This window comes from Salipiger sp. 1_MG-2023, assembly GCF_030547555.1.
Classification (GTDB): Bacteria; Pseudomonadota; Alphaproteobacteria; order Rhodobacterales; family Rhodobacteraceae; genus Salipiger.
Window position 1 is genome coordinate 1 of the sequence record NZ_JAUOQN010000019.1, and the last position, 24,439, is coordinate 24,439.

The 24,439-nt window shown below is 65.7% G+C and carries 28 protein-coding genes; 22 read left to right on the forward strand and 6 right to left on the reverse strand.

Annotation, left to right across the window (positions count from 1 at the left end):
- Positions 1-427: 427 nt before the first annotated feature.
- Positions 428-769, forward strand: a complete 342-nt coding sequence (locus Q4543_RS10940; protein ID WP_216002642.1) for a hypothetical protein — start codon at positions 428-430, stop codon at positions 767-769.
- On the forward strand, positions 705-2,051 hold the full coding sequence (locus tag Q4543_RS10945; protein WP_303438234.1) for a DNA-packaging protein: 1,347 nt from the start codon (positions 705-707) through the stop codon (positions 2,049-2,051). The genes Q4543_RS10940 and Q4543_RS10945 overlap by 65 nt, the downstream gene beginning before the upstream one ends.
- Before the next feature lie 19 nt (positions 2,052-2,070).
- Here the strand turns inward: Q4543_RS10945 and Q4543_RS10950 are convergent, their stop codons facing one another.
- Complete coding sequence (locus tag Q4543_RS10950; RefSeq protein WP_303438237.1) at positions 2,071-2,553, reverse strand: GNAT family N-acetyltransferase; 483 nt, start codon at positions 2,551-2,553, stop codon at positions 2,071-2,073.
- A gap of 243 nt (positions 2,554-2,796) precedes the next feature.
- Between Q4543_RS10950 and Q4543_RS10955 the strand changes: the two genes are divergently transcribed.
- The 17 genes from Q4543_RS10955 (at position 2,797) to cysE (ending at position 16,211) form a co-directional block, all read left to right on the forward strand.
- Positions 2,797-3,999, forward strand: coding sequence for a phage portal protein (locus Q4543_RS10955; RefSeq protein WP_303438240.1), 1,203 nt, complete (start codon positions 2,797-2,799; stop codon positions 3,997-3,999).
- Positions 3,992-4,219, forward strand: a complete 228-nt coding sequence (locus Q4543_RS10960; protein WP_216002646.1) for a hypothetical protein — start codon at positions 3,992-3,994, stop codon at positions 4,217-4,219. Before Q4543_RS10955 ends, Q4543_RS10960 begins: the two co-directional genes overlap by 8 nt.
- Before the next feature lie 23 nt (positions 4,220-4,242).
- On the forward strand, positions 4,243-4,782 hold the full coding sequence (locus Q4543_RS10965; RefSeq protein WP_216002647.1) for an HK97 family phage prohead protease: 540 nt from the start codon (positions 4,243-4,245) through the stop codon (positions 4,780-4,782).
- A gap of 30 nt (positions 4,783-4,812) precedes the next feature.
- Complete coding sequence (locus tag Q4543_RS10970) at positions 4,813-5,997, forward strand: phage major capsid protein (RefSeq protein ID WP_303438244.1); 1,185 nt, start codon at positions 4,813-4,815, stop codon at positions 5,995-5,997.
- A gap of 161 nt (positions 5,998-6,158) precedes the next feature.
- Positions 6,159-6,752 carry a head-tail connector protein gene (locus Q4543_RS10975; RefSeq protein WP_216002649.1) on the forward strand — a complete coding sequence of 198 codons (594 nt, stop codon included), beginning with the start codon at positions 6,159-6,161 and terminating at the stop codon, positions 6,750-6,752.
- Entirely contained in the window at positions 6,749-7,087 is a 339-nt protein-coding gene (locus Q4543_RS10980) for a head-tail adaptor protein (RefSeq protein ID WP_303438248.1), read from the forward strand. Before Q4543_RS10975 ends, Q4543_RS10980 begins: the two co-directional genes overlap by 4 nt.
- Positions 7,084-7,491, forward strand: coding sequence for a DUF3168 domain-containing protein (locus tag Q4543_RS10985; protein ID WP_216002651.1), 408 nt, complete (start codon positions 7,084-7,086; stop codon positions 7,489-7,491). Before Q4543_RS10980 ends, Q4543_RS10985 begins: the two co-directional genes overlap by 4 nt.
- Positions 7,492-7,516: 25 nt before the next feature.
- The gene (locus Q4543_RS10990; protein WP_303438251.1) at positions 7,517-7,933 is read left to right on the forward strand and encodes a phage major tail protein, TP901-1 family; all 417 of its coding nucleotides are present in this window, start codon (positions 7,517-7,519) and stop codon (positions 7,931-7,933) included.
- A complete protein-coding gene (locus Q4543_RS10995; RefSeq protein ID WP_216002653.1) occupies positions 7,933-8,253 on the forward strand; it encodes a gene transfer agent family protein in 321 nt (106 codons plus the stop codon). The genes Q4543_RS10990 and Q4543_RS10995 overlap by 1 nt, the downstream gene beginning before the upstream one ends.
- The gene (locus Q4543_RS11000; protein ID WP_216002654.1) at positions 8,253-8,453 is read left to right on the forward strand and encodes a rcc01693 family protein; all 201 of its coding nucleotides are present in this window, start codon (positions 8,253-8,255) and stop codon (positions 8,451-8,453) included. The genes Q4543_RS10995 and Q4543_RS11000 overlap by 1 nt, the downstream gene beginning before the upstream one ends.
- Complete coding sequence (locus Q4543_RS11005; protein WP_303438254.1) at positions 8,450-9,112, forward strand: phage tail tape measure protein; 663 nt, start codon at positions 8,450-8,452, stop codon at positions 9,110-9,112. Before Q4543_RS11000 ends, Q4543_RS11005 begins: the two co-directional genes overlap by 4 nt.
- 9 nt (positions 9,113-9,121) lie before the next feature.
- The gene (locus Q4543_RS11010) at positions 9,122-9,754 is read left to right on the forward strand and encodes a DUF2460 domain-containing protein (protein WP_303438256.1); all 633 of its coding nucleotides are present in this window, start codon (positions 9,122-9,124) and stop codon (positions 9,752-9,754) included.
- On the forward strand, positions 9,754-10,635 hold the full coding sequence (locus tag Q4543_RS11015; protein ID WP_303438258.1) for a DUF2163 domain-containing protein: 882 nt from the start codon (positions 9,754-9,756) through the stop codon (positions 10,633-10,635). Before Q4543_RS11010 ends, Q4543_RS11015 begins: the two co-directional genes overlap by 1 nt.
- A complete protein-coding gene (locus tag Q4543_RS11020; protein WP_303438261.1) occupies positions 10,632-11,072 on the forward strand; it encodes an NlpC/P60 family protein in 441 nt (146 codons plus the stop codon). Before Q4543_RS11015 ends, Q4543_RS11020 begins: the two co-directional genes overlap by 4 nt.
- Positions 11,072-14,980, forward strand: coding sequence for a glycoside hydrolase/phage tail family protein (locus Q4543_RS11025; protein WP_303438264.1), 3,909 nt, complete (start codon positions 11,072-11,074; stop codon positions 14,978-14,980). Before Q4543_RS11020 ends, Q4543_RS11025 begins: the two co-directional genes overlap by 1 nt.
- Positions 14,977-15,318: a hypothetical protein gene (locus Q4543_RS11030; protein ID WP_303438267.1), complete on the forward strand. Its 342-nt coding sequence runs from the start codon at positions 14,977-14,979 to the stop codon at positions 15,316-15,318. Before Q4543_RS11025 ends, Q4543_RS11030 begins: the two co-directional genes overlap by 4 nt.
- A 74-nt stretch (positions 15,319-15,392) precedes the next feature.
- Positions 15,393-16,211, forward strand: a complete 819-nt coding sequence (gene cysE, locus Q4543_RS11035) for a serine O-acetyltransferase (protein ID WP_303438269.1) — start codon at positions 15,393-15,395, stop codon at positions 16,209-16,211.
- Between the two features lie 58 nt (positions 16,212-16,269).
- On the opposite strand, the gene Q4543_RS11040 is transcribed toward cysE, so the two are convergent.
- From Q4543_RS11040 to pdhA, 5 genes are all read right to left on the reverse strand, one after another.
- Positions 16,270-17,457, reverse strand: coding sequence for an MFS transporter (locus tag Q4543_RS11040; RefSeq protein ID WP_303438271.1), 1,188 nt, complete (start codon positions 17,455-17,457; stop codon positions 16,270-16,272).
- A 233-nt stretch (positions 17,458-17,690) separates the two neighbouring features.
- Entirely contained in the window at positions 17,691-19,004 is a 1,314-nt protein-coding gene (locus tag Q4543_RS11045; protein WP_303438273.1) for a pyruvate dehydrogenase complex dihydrolipoamide acetyltransferase, read from the reverse strand.
- Positions 18,994-19,389 carry a hypothetical protein gene (locus Q4543_RS11050; RefSeq protein WP_216002664.1) on the reverse strand — a complete coding sequence of 132 codons (396 nt, stop codon included), beginning with the start codon at positions 19,387-19,389 and terminating at the stop codon, positions 18,994-18,996. Before Q4543_RS11050 ends, Q4543_RS11045 begins: the two co-directional genes overlap by 11 nt.
- Positions 19,386-20,750, reverse strand: a complete 1,365-nt coding sequence (locus tag Q4543_RS11055; protein ID WP_303438279.1) for a pyruvate dehydrogenase complex E1 component subunit beta — start codon at positions 20,748-20,750, stop codon at positions 19,386-19,388. The genes Q4543_RS11050 and Q4543_RS11055 overlap by 4 nt, the downstream gene beginning before the upstream one ends.
- Positions 20,751-20,768: 18 nt before the next feature.
- Positions 20,769-21,791, reverse strand: coding sequence for a pyruvate dehydrogenase (acetyl-transferring) E1 component subunit alpha (pdhA, locus tag Q4543_RS11060; RefSeq protein ID WP_216002666.1), 1,023 nt, complete (start codon positions 21,789-21,791; stop codon positions 20,769-20,771).
- 198 nt (positions 21,792-21,989) lie between these two features.
- Here pdhA and Q4543_RS11065 point away from each other — a divergent pair, with 198 nt between their 5' ends.
- The 3 genes from Q4543_RS11065 (at position 21,990) to Q4543_RS11075 (ending at position 24,420) form a co-directional block, all read left to right on the forward strand.
- Entirely contained in the window at positions 21,990-22,568 is a 579-nt protein-coding gene (locus Q4543_RS11065) for a helix-turn-helix domain-containing protein (RefSeq protein WP_303438284.1), read from the forward strand.
- Positions 22,565-23,110 (forward strand): GNAT family N-acetyltransferase, encoded by a 546-nt coding sequence (locus Q4543_RS11070; protein WP_303438286.1) that lies wholly within the window; start codon positions 22,565-22,567, stop codon positions 23,108-23,110. Before Q4543_RS11065 ends, Q4543_RS11070 begins: the two co-directional genes overlap by 4 nt.
- 209 nt (positions 23,111-23,319) lie before the next feature.
- Positions 23,320-24,420 carry an ABC transporter substrate-binding protein gene (locus Q4543_RS11075; protein ID WP_303438288.1) on the forward strand — a complete coding sequence of 367 codons (1,101 nt, stop codon included), beginning with the start codon at positions 23,320-23,322 and terminating at the stop codon, positions 24,418-24,420.
- Positions 24,421-24,439 lie beyond the last annotated feature (19 nt).

A 24,439-nucleotide genomic window follows, 5' to 3' on the forward strand; every position in this document is an offset into this window, starting at 1 on the left:
CCGCTGTTCTACAAAGACAACACACGCATGTTCTACGGCGACGCAAAAGCATCCCTCGGCGAACTGCTCAGCAGGATCAGCTAGGAACACTGCCATGTGCCGGACCCTTTGGTCCGGCACGTCAGGGCGCGGCGCCGAAGGGCTGTCGCGCCCTTTTTTATGCGTGAAATCAGCGTCAATCCCTGGCTGCGTGCGCTGTGGTTAAGCGCAAATTATATATTTTTAACAGGGCGTTAGTGGGTGGCGTTCGGTGCCAGAAATTTGACTTTGGCGCCACGTCAGGGTAGCTTTCCTTCATGCCGGACGAAAAGGACGACGAACCACGGGAACAGGCGCCCGGGGAGCGGGAAACGTCTGTCTGGCGCATTGGACGGAGACACAGAAGAGACCGGAAAAACGGACCGTACAGGTTAGAAAGGTATCGAGCATGATCCTCATCCACCTCGAAGACGACATGTCGCAGCTTGAAAACGAGCGCGAACAGATCGCCCTGACTCTGAAAGAGCTCGGCGAGGAAATCAGACGCCTCAAGGCGCAGATCGAGGAGGGGGAAGCCACATCGAAGACGGAGACGGGCAAATTGATGAGCGACGTGCGCTACTGGATGCGCGCCTCGCATGAAACGGAGGCTCAGATCGCCAATGTCAGACGAAAGCAGAAAGGGCTTGCCGGTGACTGGGCCCTTGACCTTGAACGCGCCCGCGATGAGATCGGGTGCCGCATGGCTCGCCTCCGCCGGTGCTGCGGTGCGGGATCGGTTCCTGAATGAGCTGACGGAGGGGGAGTGCCTTGCGCTCCCCTTTCTGTTCGAGTTCTGGGCGATGGATCACCAGCTTCCCCCCGAGGGCAGCTGGCGCAGCTGGGTCATCATGGGCGGGCGCGGCGCGGGCAAGACGCGGGCCGGGGCCGAATGGGTGCGCTCTTGCGTCGAGGGCGCCTTGCCGCTGTCGCCGGGGCGATGCAAGCGCGTCGCGCTGATTGGCGAGACCATGGATCAGGTGCGCGAGGTCATGGTGTTCGGGGAGTCGGGCATCATGAATTGCTCGCCGCCCGACCGTCGCCCGGAATGGCAGGCGACGCGGCGTTGCCTCGTCTGGCCGAACGGGGCCGAGGCGATGGTGTTTTCCGCGCATGATCCCGAAGGGCTGCGCGGGCCGCAATTCGATGCGGCATGGGTCGACGAGCTGGCGAAATGGAAAAAGGCGCGCGACACTTGGGATATGTTGCAATTCGCCCTGCGTCTTGGCGAGCATCCGCAGGTGTGCGTGACCACCACGCCGCGCAATGTCGGCATTCTGAAAGAGCTGCTGGAACTGCCGTCAACCGTCGTCACCCGCGCGAAAACCGAAGCGAACCGGGCCAACCTTGCGGAGAGTTTCCTTGAGGAGGTCCGCGCCCGCTACGGCAATTCGCGGCTGGCCAAGCAAGAGCTGGACGGCATTCTTGTCACCGATGTCGACGGTGCGCTGTGGACGCATGAGGTGCTGGAACGGGCGCAGACGTTGAAGCCGCCCAAGGAGTTCGATCGCATCGTCGTGGCCGTCGATCCGCCTGCGGGCGAGGGCAAGGCAGCGGATGCCTGTGGCATCGTCGTGGCGGGCGTGGTCTGTGACGGGCCGCCGCAATCCTGGCGGGCCTGGGTGCTTGAGGATGCGACTGTGCAGGGCACCTCGCCCACCGGCTGGGCACAGGCGGCGGCGGATGCGTTTGAGCGCTGGCAGGCCGACAGGCTGGTGGCCGAGGTCAATCAGGGCGGTGCCATGGTGGAATCGGTGCTGCGGCAGGTCGCACCGCAGATTCCGCTGCGCAAGGTCCATGCCACGCGCGGCAAGGCGGCGCGGGCAGAACCTGTTGCGGCGCTGTATGAACAGGGCCGGGTCGGTCACGCCGGAGCCTTTGTCGCGCTCGAGGAACAGATGGGCCTGATGACCGGCGCGGGTTTCGAAGGGCAGGGCTCGCCCGACCGCGTTGATGCGCTGGTCTGGGCGCTGACCGAACTGGTTGTCGATTCGCAGCAAGGCTTCAAGCGGCCCGGACTGCGGATCATCTGAAGGGGGCGCTTCGGCGCCCCTACAAGACCTTGCGCATGTCGAAATTCGCAAGCGTCACACCGCGGCGCACGATGCTGCCTTGCGCGGTGATCTCGAACCCGTGACGTTCGAAAAAGGGCCGCGCGGCGCGACTGACATTCGAGGTCAGCGCCCGCGCGCCGCCCGCCCGGGCAATGCCCGTCAGCGCATTCAGCAGCTCTGCCCCGATGCCGCGCCCCGCGAAGGCAGGCCGCGTGAAGGCAAGGTCGATGTGACCGGGTGCCTGAAGCGTCATGAAGCCAACCGCCCCCCCATCTACCTCGGCCATAAGGCCGACCGAGCCGCCGATCCGATCGCGCCAGCGGTCCGGATCGGGCTTTGGTCCGGCCCAGGCGATGCGTTCCGCTTCGCTGTAATGCGGGGCGGTCCCGTTGAGCACCGAATCTCTGAAGATATCCGCGACGATTTCGGCGTCGTCAGTTAGCAGCGGGCGCAGGATCGTCGTCTGGGTGTCAGTTTTCATGCAGATCCTCTGGTCTGGGGGACGCGGTATTCCGTCGTATTCAACGGAACCTACCCGGCGGATTTGCCCTGAGCTAGTGCGCAGGTTGCATGGCTGCCATTCGGTATACCAACTATCGATGCCGCTGTTGCGCGGGCCCCGCGCGGTGCTGCCAGAGCGAATTAACCTCCAATTCATAGTGTGACTAGCGAACGGGATGCAGACCAGGCCGGTCTGGGGAACGAAGGATAGGAGCGCCAGCCGATGGTATTCGATTTTCTGCGAGGCAATCGCAACGAGCACAGCGCGCCCACCACGGCGCCCGAAGCAAAGGCCTCGGCCACCGGGCCGCTGGCGGCCTATGCAACTGCCGGTCGTGTGGCATGGACGCCGCGCGACACCGGCTCGCTGACCCGTCAGGGGTTTTCCGGCAACCCGGTGGGGTTTCGCGCCGTCAAGCTGATTGCCGAGGCCGCCGCCGCGCTGCCGCTGGTGCTTCAGGACAACGCCGAGCGCTTTGCGCAGCATCCGCTGCTGTCGCTTGTCGCCGCCCCCAACCAGGCGCAGGGCAAGGCCGAACTGTTCGAGGCGCTGTACGGCCACCTGCTGCTGTCGGGCGACGCCTATGTCGAGGCGGTCTGCGCCGAGGCGGGCCTGCCGGTCGAACTGCACGTGCTGCGCTCTGACCGGATGCGGGTCATCCCCGGTACCGATGGCTGGCCGGTTGCCTATGATTACATGGTCGATGGTCGCCGCCATCGCTTTGATGCCACCGGGCCGGTGTCGCCGGTCTGCCATGTGCGGGCGTTCCACCCGCAGGACGATCACTACGGCCTGTCGCCGTTTCAGGCCGCGGCCCAGGCGGTCGACGTGCACAACAGCGCCTCGCGCTGGTCCAAGGGGCTGCTCGACAACGCGGCGCGCCCTTCCGGTGCCATTGTCTGGAACGGGGCCGACGGTCAGGGCCAGATGTCGAACGATCAGTTCGAGCGGCTGCGCGACGAGATGGAAAGCCTGCATCAGGGCGCGCGCAACGCTGGCCGCCCGATGCTGCTCGAAGGTGGGCTGGACTGGAAACCGATGGGGTTTTCGCCGTCGGACATGGAATTCCAGAAGACCAAGGAATCCGCCGCCCGCGAGATCGCGGTGGCCTTTGGGGTGCCGCCGATGCTGCTGGGCATTCCGGGAGAGGCGACCTTTGCAAATTACCAGGAGGCGCATCGTGCCTTCTATCGGCTGACCGTGCTGCCGCTGGCAACGCGGGTGACGGCGGCGGTGGGGCGCTGGCTGGGCGCGTATCTGGGCGAAGAGGTGGAGTTGAAGCCCGACCTCGATCAGGTGCCGGCCCTTGCCAGCGAGCGCGACGCGCAATGGGCGCGCGTAGCGCAGGCCGAGTTCCTCACCGCCGCCGAGAAGCGCCGGATGCTCGGGCTGCCCGAGTTGCCCAAGGACGGCGACGATGAGTGAGCGGCGCATCGAATTCGAGCCCTTCGCCTGCGCGCCCGCGCTGAAACTGGAGGCGCATGAGCGGGTCAGCCTGCTGCATGTCGAGACGCTGAACGCGCGGCTCGACCGGCTGGAGCAGCTTCTGGAGCGGGTCGAGCGCAGGCTCTGGCTCGCGGTCTACGGGGTTACCGGGGTCATCCTGTCGGAAGGCTTTTTAAAGCTCATGTCCATCGCGAACTGAGCGGATTACGGAAAGGAACGGGAATGGATCTGGAACACAAGTTCTGCCGCCTCAATGCGGAAGTCGTGGTCGAGGGGACGAAGATCGAAGGTTATGCCTCGCTTTTCGGCGCCTGCGATCAGGGCGGCGACGTGGTGACCCCCGGCGCCTATGCCGGCTCGCTCAAGCGGCTGGCGGGCGAGGGGCGCGCGGTCAAGATGTTGTGGCAGCACGACCCGGCGCAGCCCATCGGCATCTGGGACGAGGTGCGCGAGGACAGCAAGGGGCTGTATGTGCGCGGCCGCCTTCTGGACAGCGTTGAAAAGGGCCGCGAGGCCGCCGCGCTGATCGCTGCCGGTGCCATCGACGGGCTGTCGATCGGCTACCGCACCGTCAAGGCGGCAAAGAATGACAAGGGGCAACGGCTCCTCAAGGAACTGGAGCTTTGGGAGGTGTCGCTTGTGACCTTCCCGATGCTTCCCAGTGCGCGTGTGGCTGCCAAGGGGGAGAGCCCCGAGGATGCCATCATGCGTGAACTGGCGCAGGCGCTCGAGGGCGCGCGCCTGGACCTGGCGAGCGTCTGACGCCCGCCTTTCACGAACGGGATCGAGATCATGAACAACTCCGAGACTGTTTCTCGGACCGGGGAAGATCTGTCTCCGGTCTCCCGGGTGAGCGCCGCGATGGCGGGACTCGTCGGGGATATCAGGGCCCTACAGGCCGACTTTCAGGTAAAACTTCAAAAGCAGGAAGAGCGACTGACCATGCTTGACGCAAAAATGACCCCCTCCCGTGCGCGCCCCGCGCTGGCCACTTCGGCAGAGCTTGACGCGCCCCACCAGAAGGCGTTCGACGCCTATCTGCGCACCGGCGATGACGATGGCCTGCGCGGCCTTGTCTTCGAAGGTAAGGGCATGTCCACCGCCGTTGCCGGCGATGGCGGCTATCTTGTCGATCCGGTGACCTCTTCGACGGTGCAATCGGTGCTCGACAGCACCGCGTCGATCCGCGCCATCGCCTCGGTGGTGACGGTCGAGGCGACCTCTTTCGACGTGCTGATCGATCAGGGCCAGACCGGTGCTGGCTGGGCCGACGAGGTTGCCGCGTCGGCCGAGACCGGCTCGACCACGCTCGACCGCATTTCGATCAAGCTGCACGAGCTGGCGGCGATGCCCAAGGCCTCGCAGCGCCTGCTCGATGACAGCGCCTTTGACATCGAGACATGGCTTGCGGGCCGCATCGCCGACAAGTTCAGCCGCGCCGAGGCAGCGGCGTTCATCACCGGCGATGGTGTCGACAAGCCGATGGGCATCCTGTCGCATCCGGCGGTCGACAATGACGTCTGGGCCTGGGGCAACATCGGCTATGTGCCGTCGGGCACCGCTGGTGGCATTGGCGGCGGCGATGCGATCATCGATCTGGTCTATGCGCTGGGGGCGGAATACCGCGCCAAGGCCTCTTTCGTGATGAACTCCAAGACCGCTGGCGCGCTGCGCAAGCTCAAGGACGCCGATGGCCGCCACCTGTGGTCCGATGGTCTTGCCGCTGCGCAGCCCGCGCGTCTGCTCGGCTACCCGGTGCTGATCTGCGAGGACATGCCCGACATCGATGCCGATGCCGATGCCATCGCTTTTGGTGATTTCTCGGCCGGCTACACCATCGCCGAGCGCCCGGACCTGCGCGTCCTGCGCGACCCGTTCAGCGCCAAGCCGCATGTCCTGTTCTACGCCACCAAGCGCGTGGGCGGCGACGTGAGCGATTTCGCTGCCATCAAGCTGCTGCGCTGCGCAACGGCCTGACCTGACGCGGACATGGGGGCGGGGTGACCTGCCCCCGTGGGGCGCGCGCCGGAAGACACGGGGTGTCCAGCTGCTCCCCTCCGTCCGAGCAACCTGTGCGGCGCGCGCCCACCCTGGCCTCCGGCCGCTTCGGTCCGGACGAGGATAGCGGAGATAGAAGAATGATGTTGATCGAAGAAACTCAGGTGCCCGATGCGGCCCTTCCGGTGGACGCCCTGAAGCGCCACCTGCGGCTGGGCAGCGGGTTCGCCGAGGACGATGTTCAGGACGCGGTGCTCGGCTCCTTCCTTCGCGCCGCCATGGCCGCTGTCGAGGCGCGCACCGGCAAGGCGCTGATCTCGCGTGGCTTTGTCTGGACCCTGCACCAATGGCGTGACCCGCAAGCGGCGGTGTTTCCCATCGCCCCGGTCAGCGCGGTAAGCCAGCTTGCCATCGTCGACCGCTTTGGCGCGGCCGAGCTGCGTGAGGCCAGCGACTATCGGCTGGAGCAGGATGGCTTTGCGCCGAAGCTGCGCCCGATGGCCAGCGTCTTGCCGGGCATTCCCGGCGGCGGTGCGGCCGAGATCCGCTTTACCGCCGGATATGGCCCCGGCTTTGACGATCTGCCAGCGGATATTGCGCAGGCGGTGCTGCTTCTGGCGGCGCATTATTATGAATACCGCGACGAGACGTCGCTCAGCCAGGGCTGCATGCCCTTTGGCGTCACCTCGCTGATCGCGCGCTATCGCCCGATGCGCATGGGGTTCGGGGCATGAGCGTTCCTGTCCTAAACCGTGAGCTTGTGCTTCAGGCGCGTCAGGGTACGCCCGACGGTGCCGGGGGCCGATCCGAGGCCTGGGTGACGCTTGGCACGCTTTGGGCTGCCGTCACCCCGCGCAGCGGGCGCGAGACGCGGGGCTTTGGCGGTGCGGTGTCTCTGGGCACTTTTCGGATGACGGTGCGCGCCGCGCCGCAGGGGGCCTCGAACCGCCCGGTGCCAGGGCAACGCTTTGTCATGGGCGCGCGCATCTTCGACATTCTCGCCGTCACCGAGCGCGAGCCGGGCGGCCTGTATCTGGTCTGCGACAGCCGCGAGGAGGTGTCATCATGAGCTACGCAATGGCTGCGGCGCTGCAAAGCGCCATCTACCAGCAACTTGCCGGTGACGAGGCGCTCAGCACGCTTGTCGGCAGCGATATCTACGATGCGCCGCCGCAGGGTCCACTGCCGAGCCTGTACCTGACGCTTGGCGCAGAGACTGCGCGTGATGCGTCCGACGGCACAGGCCACGGCGCATGGCACGATCTGACCATCGCCGTCGTGACCGATGCCGCGGGGTTTCACATGGCCAAGACCGTCGCTGCGGCGGCCTGCGATGCGCTTGACGACGCCGGGCTGGCGCTCAGCCGCGGGCGGCTGGTGAGCCTCAATTTCCGGCGGGCGCAAGCGCGGCGTGAAAGCGGCGGGCTGCGCCGTATCGACATGACCTTCCGCGCACGCGTCGCGGACGAATGATCCCTCAATCCAAGGAGTAAGGCAGATGGGTGCCCAGAACGGCAAGGATCTTTTGATCAAGGTGGACGTGACCGGTTCCGGCTCGTTCCAGACCATGGCTGGCCTGCGCGCGACGCGCATCAGCTTCAATGCGGAAAGCGTCGACATCACCTCGATGGAAAGCGAAGGCGGCTGGCGCGAGCTTCTGGGCGGCGCTGGCGTGCGGTCGGCCAACCTGTCCGGCTCGGGCGTGTTCAAGGACGCGGCCACCGACGAGCGGGCGCGGCAGATCTTCTTTGACGGCGTGACGCCGGATTTTCAGGTTATCATCCCCGATTTCGGCACCGTCGAGGGCGCGTTCCTCGTGACCTCGATCGAATACGCCGGATCGCACAATGGCGAGGCCACCTACGAGCTGTCGATGGCGTCGGCCGGGGCGCTGACCTTTACGGCGGCACCCTGATGGCGAACCCCTGGGCAGGCGAGGTGGCGCTGACCATCGACGGCGAGCGCCACTTGATGCGGCTGACGCTGGGGGCGCTGGCGGAGCTTGAGGCGACGCTTGAAGAAGATTCGCTGATGGAGCTGGTGAAGCGCTTCGAGGCGGGGCGCTGCACCACCCGCGACGTTCTGAAACTGATCGTCGCGGGGCTTCGCGGCGGTGGCTGGCCGGGCACGGCAAAGGATCTGCTGAACGCCGAGATCGCGGGCGGCCCGATGGCGGCGGCGCGGGCGGCGGCGGAATTGCTCGCCCGCGCCTTCACGCTTCCGGACGAAGGCTGATGCAGCGCTTCGACTGGGGGATCTTGCTGCGCGCGGGTGTGCGCGGCCTGGGGCTCAAGCCCCGTGAGTTCTGGGATCTGACCCCGGTCGAGCTGCGCCTGATGCTGGGCGAAGACAACGGGGCGGCCCCGATGGGACGGGCGCGGCTCGACGAGCTGCTGAGCGCCTTCCCCGATGACGCGAAAGGAGACGGTTCATGACCGATTTCGAGACGGTGGACGACCTTGGCACCCAGCTTGCAGAGCTGGAGGCCAGCATGGGCTCGGCAAGCGCCATGGCGGCGGGCTTTGATGCCGAGATGAAGCGCATCCACGGCACGTTTTCCGAGACGGGGCGCAATGTCGCCTCGCTTGAGCGCTCGCTGAGCAAGGGGCTGTCGCGCGCCTTTGACGGGGTGATCCTTGACGGGATGAAGCTGTCGGATGCGCTTCAGACCGTGGCGACGTCGATGATCGACACCGCCTATAAGGCAGCGGTGCGCCCGGTCACCGATCAGCTGAGCGGCCTGCTTGCGGGCAGCCTTGGCGGTATGTTTGGCGGCATGTCGCTGTTTGCCAATGGCGGCGCGTTCAGCCAGGGGCGCGTGACGCCCTTTGCCACGGGCGGTGTCGTCAGCAGCCCGGTCAGCTTTCCGATGCGGGGCGGCACCGGCCTGATGGGCGAGGCCGGACCCGAGGCGATCATGCCGCTGAGCCGGGGCGCCGACGGCAAGCTTGGGGTGCGCACGCAGGGCAGCGCGCAACAAGTCAGCGTTGTGATGAACATCTCGACCCCCGATGCTGCTGGCTTCCAGCGCAGCCAGTCGCAAATCGCAGCGCGAATGAGCCGTGCCTTGAGCACCGGCGCGCGCAACAGGTGAGGACAGGACATGAGCTTTCATGAAGAGAGATTTCCCACCAGCCTCAGCTTTGGCGCCATGGGCGGGCCAGAGCGGCGCACCGATGTGGTCGAGCTGACCTCGGGGTTCGAGGAACGCAACAGCCCCTGGGCGCATTCGCGTCGCCGCTACGATGCTGGGTTCGGCCTGCGCAAGCTGGATGACATCGACGCGCTGCTGGCGTTTTTCGAGGCGCGCAGCGGCCAGTTGCACGGGTTTCGCTGGAAGGACTGGGCGGATTTCAAATCCTGCAAGCCTTCGGCAAACGTCGCGGCCACCGATCAGGTGATCGGCGCCGGTGATGGAACCAGCCTGACGTTCCAGCTGGTTAAAACCTATAGCTCGGGCGGCGTCAGCTACGCGCGCCCCATCGCGAAGCCCGTTGTCGGAACGGTGCGCGTGGCTATCGGCGGGGCCGAATTGACACTGGGTAGCGATTTCACGGTCGATGCCGCGCAGGGCACGGTCACGCTGGCACTGGCTCCGGCAGCGGGCGAGGCCGTCACCGCTGGCTTTGAATTCGACGTGCCGGTGCGCTTTGACACCGACCGTATCCACGTCAGCATCGCCACTTTTCAGGCGGGACAGGCCCCGGACGTTCCGGTGGTGGAGGTGCGGGTCTGATGGGCAAGCAAGAGCTTCATGAGCATCTGGCCGGCGGCGTCACCACGGTGTCGCGCTGCTGGTCGGTCACCCGCACCGATGGCACGCGGTTCGGTTTTACCGACCATGATGGCGATCTGGTCTTTGACGGGCTGACCTTTCGCGCCGACACCGGGCTGAGCGCCAAGGCGCTGAGCCAGGCCACGGGCCTGTCGGTCGACAACACCGAAGCGATGGGCGCGCTGCGCGACGATGCGCTGTCGGACGGCGACATCGAGGCGGGTCGCTTTGACGGGGCAGAGGTGGTGTCTTGGCTGGTGAACTGGCGTGATGTGACGCAGCGGCGCATCCTGTTTCGCGGCAGCATTGGCGAGATCCGCCGGGCGAACGGCGCGTTCCATGCCGAATTGAGGGGCCTGACCGAATTGCTCAATCGCCCGGTCGGTCGGGTGTATCAGGGCCCATGTTCGGCGGTTCTGGGCGATCGCATGTGCCAAGTCGACGTTTCGGATACGCTGTTTGCCCATGACGCCAGCGTGGTTTCCATCGATGCCAACAGATCGCTGAGCTTTGCGACGCTTCCCGCCTTGGAAGACGGTTGGTTCCAGCGCGGCTATATCGAGGTGCTGAGCGGCGCGGCAATCGGATTGACCGGGGTGATCAAACGCGACCGGGCAACCCCGTCGTCTCGGGTGATCGATCTGTGGCAGCCGCTTGGCGCGGCACTCGTTCCCGGCGACAGCATCCGCCTTGTCGCGGGGTGCGACAAGCGGTTCGAAACCTGTCGCCTGAAATTCAACAACGCGGTCAATTTTCAGGGCTTCCCCGACATCCCCGAGGAGGACTGGATGCTGGTCTACCCGTCCCGCGCCAAATCGCTTGCAGGAGGCAGCCGCAGATGAACCGCAACGTTTTTGTTACCGCCGCGCGCGGCTGGATCGGCACGCCGTATATTCATCAGGCCTCGGTCAAGGGCGCGGGCTGCGATTGCCTCGGCCTTGTCCGGGGCATCTGGCGCGAAACCATCGGCACCGAGCCCGAGGCGATTCCGCCCTATAGCCGCGATTGGTCCGAACCGCAGGGCGACGAGGCGCTGTTCCGCGCCGCCCTGCGCCATATGCGGCGCAAGCCGCTTGATGATGAGGCCCCCGGCGATGTGCTGCTGTTTCGGATGCGCGCGGGATCGGTGGCGAAACATCTGGGGCTTCAGGCGGGCGTTGGTATGCGCGCCAGCTTCATCCATGCCTACAGCGGGCACGGCGTGATCGAAAGCGCACTGAGCCTGCCATGGCGCCGCCGCATCGCTGCGCGCTTTGCCCTTCCAACGGAGACGAACTGATGGCGACGATCCTATTTTCTGCCGTGGGCGCGGCTGTCGGCAGCTCGATCGGCGGCTCGGTGCTTGGGCTGTCGATGACCGCCGTTGGCCAGTTCATCGGCGCAAGCTTTGGCCGCGCGCTTGACCAGCGCCTGATGGGGCAGGGCTCTGACAGCGTCGAGACCGGGCGCACCGACCGGTTCTTTCTCAGCGGGTCTGGCGAAGGCGGGGCGATGGCGCATGTCTATGGCCGGATGCGCCTTGGCGGTCAGGTGATCTGGGCCAGCGAATTCACCGAGCACAAGACCACCGGCAAGGTCGGGGGCGGTGGCAAGGGCGCAGCTTCGGCCCCGCAGACCAAGGTGACAAGCTACAGCTATTCGCTCAGCCTCGCGCTGGCGCTCTGCGAGGGCGAGATCACCGGGGTCAACCGCGTCTGGGCGGACGGGGCCGAGATCCCGATCAAGGATCTCAACATGCGGGTCTATCCCGGCACGCGCGACCAGCTGCCCGATCCGCATATGGAGGCGATCGAGGGCACCGGCATGGTCCCCGCCTATCGCGGTACCGCCTATGTGGTGATCGAGGACGTGGACCTTACCGCCTTCGGCAACCGCATTCCACAGCTCAGCTTCGAGGTGACGCGGCCGTCGCAATCCAGCATGGAAGACGTTCCGCATTGCGTGCGCGGCGTGGCGATGATCCCCGGAACCGGGGAATACGCGCTGGCGACCCAGCCGGTTCCGATGAGCTACGCCGGGGATGGCGCGGGCATCGCCAACGTGAATTCCCCTGCCGAAGAGCCGGATTTCAACGTCTCGCTCGATCAACTGGTCGACGAGCTGCCGAATTGCGGGTCGGTCTCGCTGGTGGTCAGTTGGTTCGGCGACGATTTGCGCTGTGGAAGCTGCACCGTGCAGCCCAAGGTCGAACAGGCGGAATTCGACAGCGACGAGATGCCATGGATCGTCTCTGGGCTGGACCGGGGAACCGCGCAGATGGTGCCCGCGGTCGATGGCCGCCCAGTCTATGGCGGCACGCCTTGCGATGCATCGGTGGTGCAGGCGATCCGCCGCATGGCGGCGCAGGGCATCGACGTGATGTTCTACCCGTTCATCCTGATGGACCAGCTTGATGGCAACGCGCTGCCCGACCCATGGAGTGGCGGCACCGGACAGGCGGTTCTACCCTGGCGCGGGCGCATCACGCTGAGCGCCGCGCCCGGCGTGGCGGGATCGCCCGACGGCACTGCCGTTGCCACCGCCGAGGTTGCGGCGTTCTTTGGCGGCGCGGTGGCGGCGGATTTCACCATCGGTGACGGAACGGTCAGCTATGCCGGCCCCGACGAATGGAGCTACAGCCGGTTCATCCTGCATCAGGCGGCGCTCTGCGCGGCGGCGGGAGGCGTGGAATCCTTCTGCATCGGCTCCGAGATGCGCTGTCTGACGCAGATCCGCGATGACGCGGGCTTTCCCGCCGTTGCCCGGCTGAAGGCGCTGGCCGCCGAATGCCGCGCGCTGCTTGGTCCGCTGGTCAAGATCAGCTACGCCGCCGATTGGACGGAATATTTCGGCTATCACCCGCAGGATGGTTCGGGCGACGTGTACTTCCACCTCGACCCGCTCTGGGCCGATCCCGATATCGACTTCATCGGCATCGACAATTACATGCCCGCCGCCGACTGGCGCGATGGTACGGCCCATGCCGATGCCACGTGGGGGTCGATCTACAACCCCGATTACCTTGCTGCCAATGTCGAAGGCGGCGAGGGGTACGATTGGTATTACGCCTCGGACGCGGACCGTGAGGCACAGCTGCGCAGCCCGATCTCGGATGGTGCGCATGGCGAGCCTTGGGTGTATCGCTACAAGGACATCCGTGGTTGGTGGGCGAATCCGCACCACGAGCGCATCGGGGGCACCCGCCAACCATCCGCCACCGCATGGGCGCCGCAGTCCAAGCCGGTGCGCTTTACCGAGCTTGGTTGCGCGGCCATCGACAAAGGGGCGAACCAGCCCAACAAGTTCCTCGATCCGAAAAGCTCGGAAAGCCAGCTGCCGCATTATTCCAACGGGCTGCGCGACGAGCTGATGCAGCATCAATACCTGCGCGCGATGTACGGCTACTGGGGCGATCCGGCCAACAACCCGGTGTCGGCCACCTATGGCGCACCGATGCTCGACATGGCGCATGCCTATGTCTGGGCCTGGGATGCGCGGCCTTACCCGTGGTTTCCGGGGCTGGGGGCGCTTTGGGCCGATGGCGACAATTACCGGCGCGGGCACTGGCTCAACGGGCGCGCCTCGCAGCGCACGCTGGCCTCGGTGGTTTCCGAGATCTGCGACAGCGTCGGGTTGACCGATTACGACGTCAGCGCGCTGCATGGCTGGGTGCGTGGCTATGTGGTCGACGAGGTGGGCGACGCCCGCCGCGCGCTGCAACCGCTGATGCTGGCGCATGGTTTTGACGCGGTGGAACGCGACGGCACGCTGCATTTCATCCTGCGCCGTGACCGCCCGGCCACGCCGATCAACCCGCAAGACCTTGCGCTGTCCGAGGGTCTCGACGGCGATCTGGTGCAAGTGCGCGCTTCCGAGGCCGAGATGGCCGGCCGCGTCCGCCTGCGCTTTGTCGAGGCCGATGGCGATCATACCGTGGTGGGCGAGGAAACGGTTCTGCCGGATGAGCGCACCCATGCGGTTGCCGACAGCGAGTTGCCGCTGATCATGACACGGGGCGAAGGACGCCAGACCATCGAACGCTGGCTGTCGGAATCGCGGATCGCGCGGGAAACCATGCGCTTTGCGCTGCCGCCCTCGCAGATGGCGATCACGGCGGGTGACATCGTCTCGCTGCCCTCGCAGGCGGGCTCCGTGATGGCGCGGGTCGACCGGGTCGAGATCGGCGCGATGCAACTGGTGGATGCGGTGCGGCACGACCCCGAGGTCTACCTGCCGTCGACCTTCCCGGACGAAACGCCGACTCTGCGCGGTTTTATTGCGCCGGTGCGGGTGATGCCGCTGTTCATGGATCTGCCGCTGATCACCGGCGAAGAGGTGCCGCATGCGCCCTATCTTGCGCTGTCCTCCGAGCCATGGCCCGGCTCGATCGCCGTCTACGAGGCAGCGACCGACGAAGACTATGCGCTCAACAGCGTGCTGGGCGGACGGGCGATCATCGGCACCACCGAGACGGCGCTTCTCCGTGCACCCTCGGGGCAAATCGACCATCAGGCTCCGCTGCGGGTCAGGCTGTTTTCCGGCGCGTTGCAGTCGATCAGCATGGCGCGGCTGCTGGCGGGGGGCAATGTCATGGCGATCGGCGACGGCAGCCCCGGCAACTGGGAAATCTTCCAGTACCGCGACGCGGCGCTGGTCGGCACCGGTACGTGGGAGCTGTCGGCGCGGTTGCGCGGCCAGCTGGGCACCGATGGCATCATGCCCGATAGCTGGCCTGAAGGGTCCTATGTGGTGGCGCTGAACGGCGTGCCCGAACAGATCGACCTGCCCGCCGCCCTGTTGCGCATCGCGCGCCATTACCGCATCGGTCCGGCGCGGCGTGGTTATGACGATCCGACCTATGTGCACCGCGAGATCGCCTTTGATGGCAACGGCCTCCGACCCTACAGCCCCTGCCACCTGCGGGCGGCCCAAGCGGGCGGCTCGGTACAGCTCAGCTGGATCCGCCGTACGCGGATCGCCGGCGACAGCTGGGATCTGGCCGATGTGCCCTTGGGCGAAGACAGCGAAAGCTACATCGTGCGTCTTGTTCAGGGAGACACAGAGCTGCATCGCGCCACGGTATCCTCGGCGGCGTGGAGCTTTGATCCCGCCTCGATAGGCCTCTCGGGCAGGTATGAGGCACAGGTGGCGCAGGTCTCGGCCCGTTTCGGGCCGGGACCCTTCGCAAAGCTTGCGCTGCTCGCATGAGGCCGGTGCTGCACGGAGACCTTGTCGCCGCTGCCCGCGCGCTGCTCTGCGTGCCGCGCGAGCAGCGCTGGCGGGTGGCGCGCGATCTGGTGGCGCAGGCGGATGTGGCCGACCGCTACCGCCGCCGCCTTGGCCGGGTGCATCCCGGCTGGGGCAACGGCACGCTGATGGCGGCAGCGCTGGGCAGACCCTGCGCGCCCGAACGCAGGCTGGACGATCCGGATTACACCGATTGCCTGATCCTTGCGCTTGAGGCGGTGCGATACTGGCGCGAACGGCGCTGGAGTCGCGGCAACGCGCAGCCCTCGCCCCGCGAGGCGGTTCATTACAGCCCGTGATACACTCATCAGAGATTTGCGTTTCAGACCCCGCCGCCTATCTGCTATAAAAGCCGGATCAAACGGAGGTTGCCATGGCCGAAACCCGCGCAAAGATCGCCGAGCTGGACCCGGTCTGGGCCCGCATCACCCGCGAGGCAGAAGAGGCCGTCGCCGCCGAGCCACTGCTTGGCGGCATGGTGCATGTCTCGGTGCTGCATCACTCCAACATCGAACGGGCGCTGGCCTTTCGCATTTCGATGAAGCTCGCCAACGGCGAGATGTCCGAACAGATGCTGCGCGAGATCTGCGACGAGGCCTATGCCGCCGATCCGTGGCTGTCGCGCGCCGCCCGCGCCGACATTCGCGCCACGTTCGACCGTGATCCCGCCTGCCAGCGATTCCTGCAACCTCTGCTGTATTTCAAGGGCTTTCAGGCGGTGCAAAGCCAGCGCGTGGCGCATTGGCTCTGGGGGCAGGGGCGGCATGATCTGGCGTTCTTCATCCAGATGCGTGCCTCCGAAGCCTTTGGCGTCGATATCCATCCGGCGGCGCGGATCGGGCAGGGCATCATGATCGACCACGCCCACAGCATCGTCATCGGCGAGACCGCCGTGGTCGGCGACAACGTGTCGATCCTGCATTCGGTGACGCTTGGCGGCACTGGCAAGGAAGACGAAGATCGCCACCCCAAGATCGGTGATGGCGTGCTGATCGGGGCCGGGGCCAAGGTGCTTGGCAATATCCGCGTCGGCTGTGGCTCACGCATCGCGGCGGGCTCGGTGGTGCTCGAAGAAGTGCCGCCCTGCAAAACCGTGGCCGGGGTTCCAGCGCGGATCGTTGGCGATGCAGGCTGCGATCAGCCCTCGCAGTTGATGGACCAGAAGCTGACCGGCTGCAATTGCAGCGGGTGAAACAGCGGATTGGCAAAGAAAAAGGGCGCATCACGGTGCGCCCTTTTTGCGTGCTGCATCACTGCGCCGGAATGGCATGCCCTCGGCCGGGGCGCGAATCGATCCATGCGAAGCCCAGCATCACAATGCCCCCCAGCGCCAGCACTGCGCCTGCAAGCCCGGTGATGTACCAGCCATAGCCGGCGGCAAGCCCAAGGCCCGACAGCCACGGCCCGATGGCATTGCCAGCGTTGAAGGCCGCGTGGTTCAGCGCCGAGGCAAGGGTCTTGCCGTTCCCGGCCACTTCCATCAAGCGCATCTGGATCGGGATCACGATGCCCGCGGTCAGCCCAAGCGCCATCACCGCAAGCGACATGGCAACCCAGTTGCCCATCACCGCAGCGTACAGCAGCGTTGTGGCGACCATGCCCAGCAGCAGCACCAACGTGCCGCCGAATTGCGACCAGTTGGCCAGCCGCCCGGCGACATAGTTGCCCGCCGTTGCTCCGACGCCGAACAGCGACAGCGCCAGCGGGATCGACCATTCCGGCGCGCCGTTGTCGATCAGCGCGGCGGAGAAATAGGAATAGACTGCAAACACCGCGCCAAAGCCGATGGCTCCGACGCCAAGCGCCAGCCACATCGCCCGGCTTGCCAGCGCCGAAAGCTCGCGCAGGGGGCTGACGGCGGGGCCGTCCTGCGTGTCGCGCGGGGCGACGCGCGCCATCATCGCGGCGCAGCCCATTGCGATGACGGCCACCAGCACAAAGCACCAGCGCCAGCCGAAATACTGCCCGATCGCGCCCGCCGCCGGAACCCCGACGATATTGGCGACCGTCAGTCCCATCAGCACCGAGGCGACCCCGGCAGCTTTCTTGCCCGGCGGGCTCATCTCGGCGGCGAGAAGCATCGCGATACCAAGAAACGCGCCATGCGGCAGACCCGCCAGCGCGCGGCTGATCACCATGCTGTCAAGCCCGGACGCCAAAGCCGTAAAAATGTTGGTCACTGCGAAATAGATCATCAGCAGGATCAGCAGCAGCTTGCGCGGCAGGTAGCTGCCGAGCACTGCCAGAACCGGCGCGCCGATCACGACACCAATGGCATAGGCGCTGACCGCGTGACCGGCCTGCGGCTCGCTCACCCCGAGATCAGCGGCGTAATAGGGCAGAAGGCCCATCGCCGCGAATTCAGTGATGCCGATGGCAAATGCGCCCATCGCGAAGGACAGGATCGTCAGGCGGACCTGGCGGTCGGTTTGGACCATGGGTCGTCTCCGGAATGTCGGGGGTCGGCCCTTGCGGCACCGAAACGGTCATAAGCAGGAAGACGTGGACAAGCCTGTGGCTGCCGCGTTCGACATGTTGCTAGCTAATGGCGAAGCAGGCCCGCCCGCAAGCGTCCAAAATGCAAGACTGCCATGACCGGAAGACATACACCGGGAAAAGCGAACGCCCGCCGGTGGGCGGCGGGCGTTCCGGGTCGTGAACTGGCCGGGTGTCAGGCCAGCATGACCATTGGGTTTTCGAGGTTCTCGACGATGGACTGAAGCAGCTCTGCCCCAAGCGCGCCGTCGATGACCCGGTGATCGACAGACAGCGTTACCGACATGACGGTGGCGACGGTCAGCTCACCGTCCGCGCCGACGATGGGCTTCTTGACGCCAGCGCCGACGGCAAGGATCGCACCGTGCGGCGGGTTGATCACCGCGTCGAAATTGTCGACGCCGAACATGCCGAGGTTCGAGATCGCGAAGCTGCCACCGACATATTCATGCGGCGCAAGCTTGCGCTCACGGGCACGTTTCGCCAGATCCTTCATCTCCGCCGACAGCGCGGACAGCGATTTCATCTCGGCATCCTTGAGCACCGGGGTGAAGAGCCCGCCATCGACCGCGACCGCAACCGCGACGTCGGACGGTTTCAGCTTCAGCATCCGGTCGGCGGCCCAGACGGCATTGGCCGTGGGATTCGATTGCAGCGCCAGAGCGCAGGCCTTGATGATGAAATCGTTGACCGACAGCTTCACGCCGCGCCCTTCGAGCTGCTTGTTCAGCTGGCTGCGGAACTTGAGCAGCGCGTCGAGCTTGATATCGCGGCGCAGGTAGAAATGCGGGATGGTCTGCTTGGCCTCGGTGAGGCGGCTGGCCACTGTGCGGCGCATGCCGTCGAGCTTGACCTCTTCGTAATCGCGATCCTGATACATCTTCATGACCGTTTCAGCCGACGGGCCGGTGGGCATGGAGGCTGCAGCGGGGGCAGGCGCGGGTTTGGCTTCGCTCGCCGCGGCGGGGGCCGGGGCGGCTGCGCCGGGCTTTGCGGCCTCGACGTCGGCTTTCACGATGCGGCCATGCGGGCCGGTGCCCTTGACCTGGCTCAGATCGAGGCCCTTGTCGGCGGCGATGCGACGCGCCAGAGGCGTGGCAAAGACGCGGCTGCCATCGGCGGCGGCGGGCGCTGCGGGCGCGGCCTTCTCGGAGCCTCCTGCGGAGGCCGCCTCGGCGGCCGGCTCGGACGCCTTCGGCGCCTCCGGAGCGGGGCTGGAGGCCGCGCCGATGTCGGAGGCGGATTCACCTTCTTCGAGCAGCACGGCGATGGGCGTGTTCACCTTGACGCCCTCGGCACCGGCCTCGATGAGGATCTTGCCGATGGTGCCTTCGTCGACGGCTTCGAATTCCATCGTGGCCTTGTCGGTCTCGATCTCGGCGAGAATGTCGCCGGAGCTGACGGTGTCGCCCTCCTTGACCAGCCACTTGGCAAGCGTGCCTTCTTCCATGGTCGGCGACAGGGCGGGCATCAGGATTTCAATCGGCACTGGGGGATCCTCCCGTTGCGGCGCAGCGATCCTTGGCCTCTGCGCAATCGTTCCGTATCTCGTTCAAGCGGCCATTTTCGAAGGCGAGGGCGATCTGCCCCGGTGTGTCGAGCACCTGGGCAACGATCACATCCGGCCCGCGGTCGAAGCGCGACAGCGACGCATCGTCGAGCACCGAGACCACCTTGCCTCGGTCCTGTCCCTTCAGCGCCGCCAGCGCCACGCGCGCGAGCGCATGGTTTTCACCGGTCAGGCGCGCCTCGTCCATGGCTGCAAATTCGGTGGTCCGGTCATCCTGTATCAGCTCGCGGAACGCCTCTGTCGAGTTGCCCACGAGCAGCCCCGCCGCAAAGGCGAGGACCGGGATGACCGGAGACAGTCTCACCGGTAGGTGACCTGCTTCACCGCGTCGATAACCTCTTCCGCGGTGACCAGGGCGTGTTTTTCGAGGTTCGCGGCGTAAGGCATCGGCACATCCTTGCCGGTGCAGTTGATCACCGGAGCGTCGAGCCAGTCGAAGGCGTTCTGCATGATGTAGGCCGACAGGTGGTTGCCGATGGCGCCCACGGGATAGCCTTCCTCGACGGTCACGCAGCGGTTGGTCTTCTTGACCGACTCGATGACAGTGCCATAGTCGAGCGGGCGCAGGGTGCGCAGGTCGATGACCTCGGCGTCGATGCCTTCTTCGGCAAGCTTTTCAGCCGCTTCCAGCGCGTATTGCATGCCGATGCCAAAGCTGACGATGGTGACGTCCTTGCCCTCGCGCCAGATCTTTGCCTTGCCGAAGGGCACGGTGAAATCATCCATGTCCGGCACGTCGAACGAGCGGCCATAAAGGATTTCGTTTTCAAGGAAGATCACCGGGTTGGGGTCGCGGATGGCCGATTTCAGCAGGCCTTTTGCGTCCGCTGCCGAATAGGGCATGGCGACCTTGAGGCCGGGGATCATCGCGTACCATGCCGCGTAATCCTGGCTGTGCTGTGCGCCGACGCGGGCGGCAGCGCCGTTGGGGCCGCGGAACACCATCGGTGCGCCCATCTGGCCGCCCGACATGTACAGCGTCTTGGCCGCCGAGTTGATGATGTGGTCGATGGCCTGCATCGCGAAGTTGAAGGTCATGAACTCGACGATCGGCTTCAGCCCGCCAAAGGATGCGCCCACACCGATGCCGGCAAAGCCGTGTTCGGTGATCGGCGTGTCTATGACGCGCTTGTCGCCGAACTCGTCCAGCAGGCCCTGGGTGACCTTGTAGGCCCCCTGGTACTCGGCCACTTCCTCGCCCATGACGAAGACATTGGCGTCGGAGCGCATCTCTTCGGCCATGGCATCGCGCAGCGCTTCGCGCACGGTCTGCGTCTTCATCGGGGTGCCTTCGGGCCAGTCGGGTTCGACCGCCTTGGCCTTGGGCGTTGCCGGAACCGGCGCGGCGGCCGCAGCCGGGGCTTCAGCAGGCGCTTCGGCGGCGGGAGCCGGGGCAGGGGCCGCGGCATCCTCGACACTTTCGCCTTCCTCGACCATCACGGCGATGGGGGTGTTGACCTTGACCCCCTCGGTGCCCGCTTCGATCAGCAGCTTGCCGACGATACCTTCGTCGACCGCTTCGAATTCCATCGTCGCCTTGTCGGTCTCGATCTCGGCCAGAATGTCGCCGGAGGTGACGGTGTCACCTTCCTTGACCAGCCATTTTGCCAGCGTGCCCTCTTCCATGGTGGGCGAGAGCGCGGGCATCAGAATCTGCGTTGCCATTCGTGTCGTCCTTCTGCCTCAGGCCTCGATCGCGTCGCCCTGGGGCACGGCTTCGGCGTAAATGTCGGTCCAGAGCTCTTCGAGCGCCGGTTCCGGGCTTTCCTTCGAGAACTCGGCCGAGGCGTTCACGATGTCCTTGATTTCCTTGTCGATGGCCTTGAGGTCATCTTCGGTTGCATGGCCACCGGTCAGCAGAAGATCGCGCACGTTCTGGATCGCGTCGCGCTCTTCGCGCATCTTCTGAACTTCCTCGCGGGTCCGGTATTTCGCCGGGTCCGACATCGAGTGCCCGCGATAGCGGTAGGTCTTGATCTCGAGGATATACGGCCCCTTGCCAGAGCGGCAATGCGCCACGGCCTTGTCGCCGGCCGCCTTGACCGCCAGCACATCCATGCCGTCGACCAGCTCGCCGGGAATGCCGAAGGGGGCACCGCGGGTGTAGATGTCTTCGGTCGAGGTCGAGCGCTTCTGCGAGGTGCCCATGGCGTACTGGTTGTTTTCGATGACGAAAACCACCGGCAGCTTCCAGATCGAGGCCATGTTGAAGGTCTCGTAGACCTGGCCCTGGTTGGCCGCGCCGTCGCCGAAATAGGTGAAGGTCACGCGGTCGTTTTCGAGGTACTTGTCGGCAAACGCCAGACCCGCGCCAAGCGGCACCTGCGCGCCAACGATGCCATGACCGCCGTAGAAATGCTTTTCACGGCTGAACATGTGCATCGAGCCGCCCTTGCCCTTGCTGTAGCCGCCTTCGCGGCCTGTCAGCTCGGCCATGACGCCGTTGGGGTCCATGCCGCAGGCCAGCATGTGGCCGTGATCGCGGTACGAGGTGACGCGCTTGTCGCCTTCGCTTGCGGCGGCCTCAAGGCCGACAACAACGGCTTCCTGACCGATGTAAAGGTGACAGAAGCCACCGATAAGCCCCATGCCGTAAAGCTGACCTGCCTTCTCTTCGAAGCGCCGGATCAGCAGCATGTCGCGGTAATATTGCCGCAGCTCATCGGGTGAAACATTCGGCTTGGCGGCGGGTTTCCGAGCGGCCATGCGATTCCTCCCCACATAGTTTAGTGTTAAACTTTCCCGTACCCTAGTCAGACCTTTCCCGACTGTCAAAGCCCTTGCGGACGGGCCCCGGGAAAATTCTTGCCCGCTGCGCAACGGGCGGGCGGCAAGCGGGGCATTGAAATCCGGATTCGGCTGGGCAATATTCCCGACACAGAGAATATTTCCCGGAATCGAATCATGAGCGACGCAGCAACCCTTTCGCCCCCCGAAGACCTCACCCATCGCCTCTCGGCGCGCCTGTCGCAATTGCGTGCCGCACGCGGGCTGACGCTGGATCAGCTGGCCGAGAAAAGCGGTGTCAGCCGCGCCGCGCTATCGCGCATGGAAAAGGCTGAGGTCAGCCCGAGCGCGGAAGTGCTCGGCAAGCTGTGCAGCGCCTATGGCATGACGATGTCACGGCTGCTTGCCATGGTAGAGGATGGCTTTTCCGCCCATGTGCGCAAGGCCGACCAGCCGGTATGGAGCGATGGCGGCTTTCAGCGCCGGGTGGCATCGCCGGGCAATGCGGCGCTGGCCGCCGAGGTGCTGGAATGCCGGCTCGAACCGGCGAGTCGCATCGCCTATGACGCACCGCCGGTGGCGGATCTGGAACATCACCTGATCCTGCAGAGCGGGCGGCTGACCGTCACGCTGGACGGCACCGCCCACGCTCTGCGCAGCGGCGATGCGCTGCGCTACCGGCTTCATGGCGCGTCGGTGTTCGAAACCCCCGCCGAGAAAGGCGCGAAATACCTGCTTGTGCTGGTCACGCCATGATCCGCGCGCTCTCGGCCTCAGAGGTCGCCGCCGCGCTGCCGCAGCTTGCCGCTACCTTGCGCGAATGCGTCGAGGCGGGCGCCAGCGTCGGTTTCGTGATGCCCTTTGCGCAGTCCGAGGCCGAGGCGTTTTTCCGAGACTCCGTGCTGCCGGGGGTGGCCAGTGGCGGGCGGGTGCTCTGGGTCGCCAGCGAGGGGACAACGCTGACCGGCACTGTACAGCTAAGCCTCGAGATGATGCCCAACCAGCGGCACCGGGCCGAGGTGTCGAAGCTGCTGGTGCGCCCGGCCTTTCGCCGCAGGGGCATCGCGCGGGCACTGATGCAGGCGCTGCTGGCCCGCGCCGCCGCGGAACAACGCCCGCTGGTGACGCTCGACACCCGCAGCGGTGACAGCGCACAACCGCTTTACGCCGCGCTTGAATTTGAAGTCGCAGGAGAGATCCCCGGCTTTGCGCTGGCGCCAGACGGCACGGGCCGCCGCGATGCGACCACATACATGTACCGCACGGCGCCAGAACCGGCCCGCCCGGTGTCGCGGTAACGCCGTCGCGCCCGCCTGCGCCCATTCGTAAAAATGATGCGACAAGGGGCAGCCCGCGTCACGGCGGGCAACCCCCAGCCGCTGTCGTCAAAAATTCTCTTGCGTAGACTCGCCGATCACGCCCAGTCTCGCCGCAGGGCCAGCCCCTCATCGCCACACGGGGCCGCGCCATTATTTTTTGACAGGCAATTCCTCAAGGGGGGACGTTGATGCACCTCAAGTCGATTCTCAGCAGCACCGCCATTTTCGCCATTCTTTCCAGCACGCCGCTTTACGCTCAGGACATGGATGCCCTGGTCGCCGCCGCCACCGAAGACGGCATGCTCTCGACCATCGCGCTGCCGCATAGCTGGTGCGGCTATGGCGACGTCATCGCCGGGTTCAAGGCGAAATACCCCGATATCGATGTCAACGAGCTGAACCCCGACGCGGGTTCTGCCGACGAGCTGGAAGCGGTGCGCGCCAATCAGGGCAACACCGGCCCGCAGGCCCCCGATGTGCTGGATGTCGGCTTTGCCTTCGGTCCGCAGGCCAAGGACGAAGGCCTGACCATGGAATACAAAGTGTCGACATGGGACACGATCCCCGACAGCGCCAAGGATGCCGATGGCCACTGGTACGGCGATTATTACGGCGTGCTGTCCTTTGTGGTGAACAAGGATCTGGTCGAGAACGTGCCGCAGGACTGGGACGATCTGCTCAAGCCCGAATACGCCAATGCCGTGGCGCTGGCGGGCGATCCGCGCGCCTCGAACCAGGCGATCCTTGCGGTGATGGCCGCTGGCATGGCGGCGGGCGGCGAGGCAGGCAAGGCCTCTGGCGATGCCGGTCTTGAATTCTTCAGGCAGCTCAATGAAGCGGGCAATTTCGTCCCGGTGATCGGCAAGGCGGGCACCATCGCGCAGGGTGCGACCCCCATCGTCATCGCGTGGGATTACAACGGCCTTGCATGGCGCGACACGCTCGAAGGCAACCCGCCTCTCGAGGTCGTGGTGCCCGCCTCCGGCGTCGTCGCTGGCGTTTACGTGCAGGCGATCAGCGCCTATGCGCCGCAGCCCAACGCCGCCAAGCTGTGGATGGAATATCTCTATTCCGACGAAGGTCAGCTCGGCTGGCTGGCAGGCTACTGCCACCCGATCCGCTTCAACGACCTCGCCGCCAAGGGCGCCATCCCGCAGGAAATGCTGGACGCGCTGCCCCCGGCGGCAGCCTATGAAAAGGCCGTCTTCCCCAGCCTCGACGAGCAGGCCGCCAACAAGGAAGCCGTGACCGCCGGATGGGACAGCGTCGTCGGCGCCAACGTCCAGTAAGCCCTTTTGCCCCGCCCGG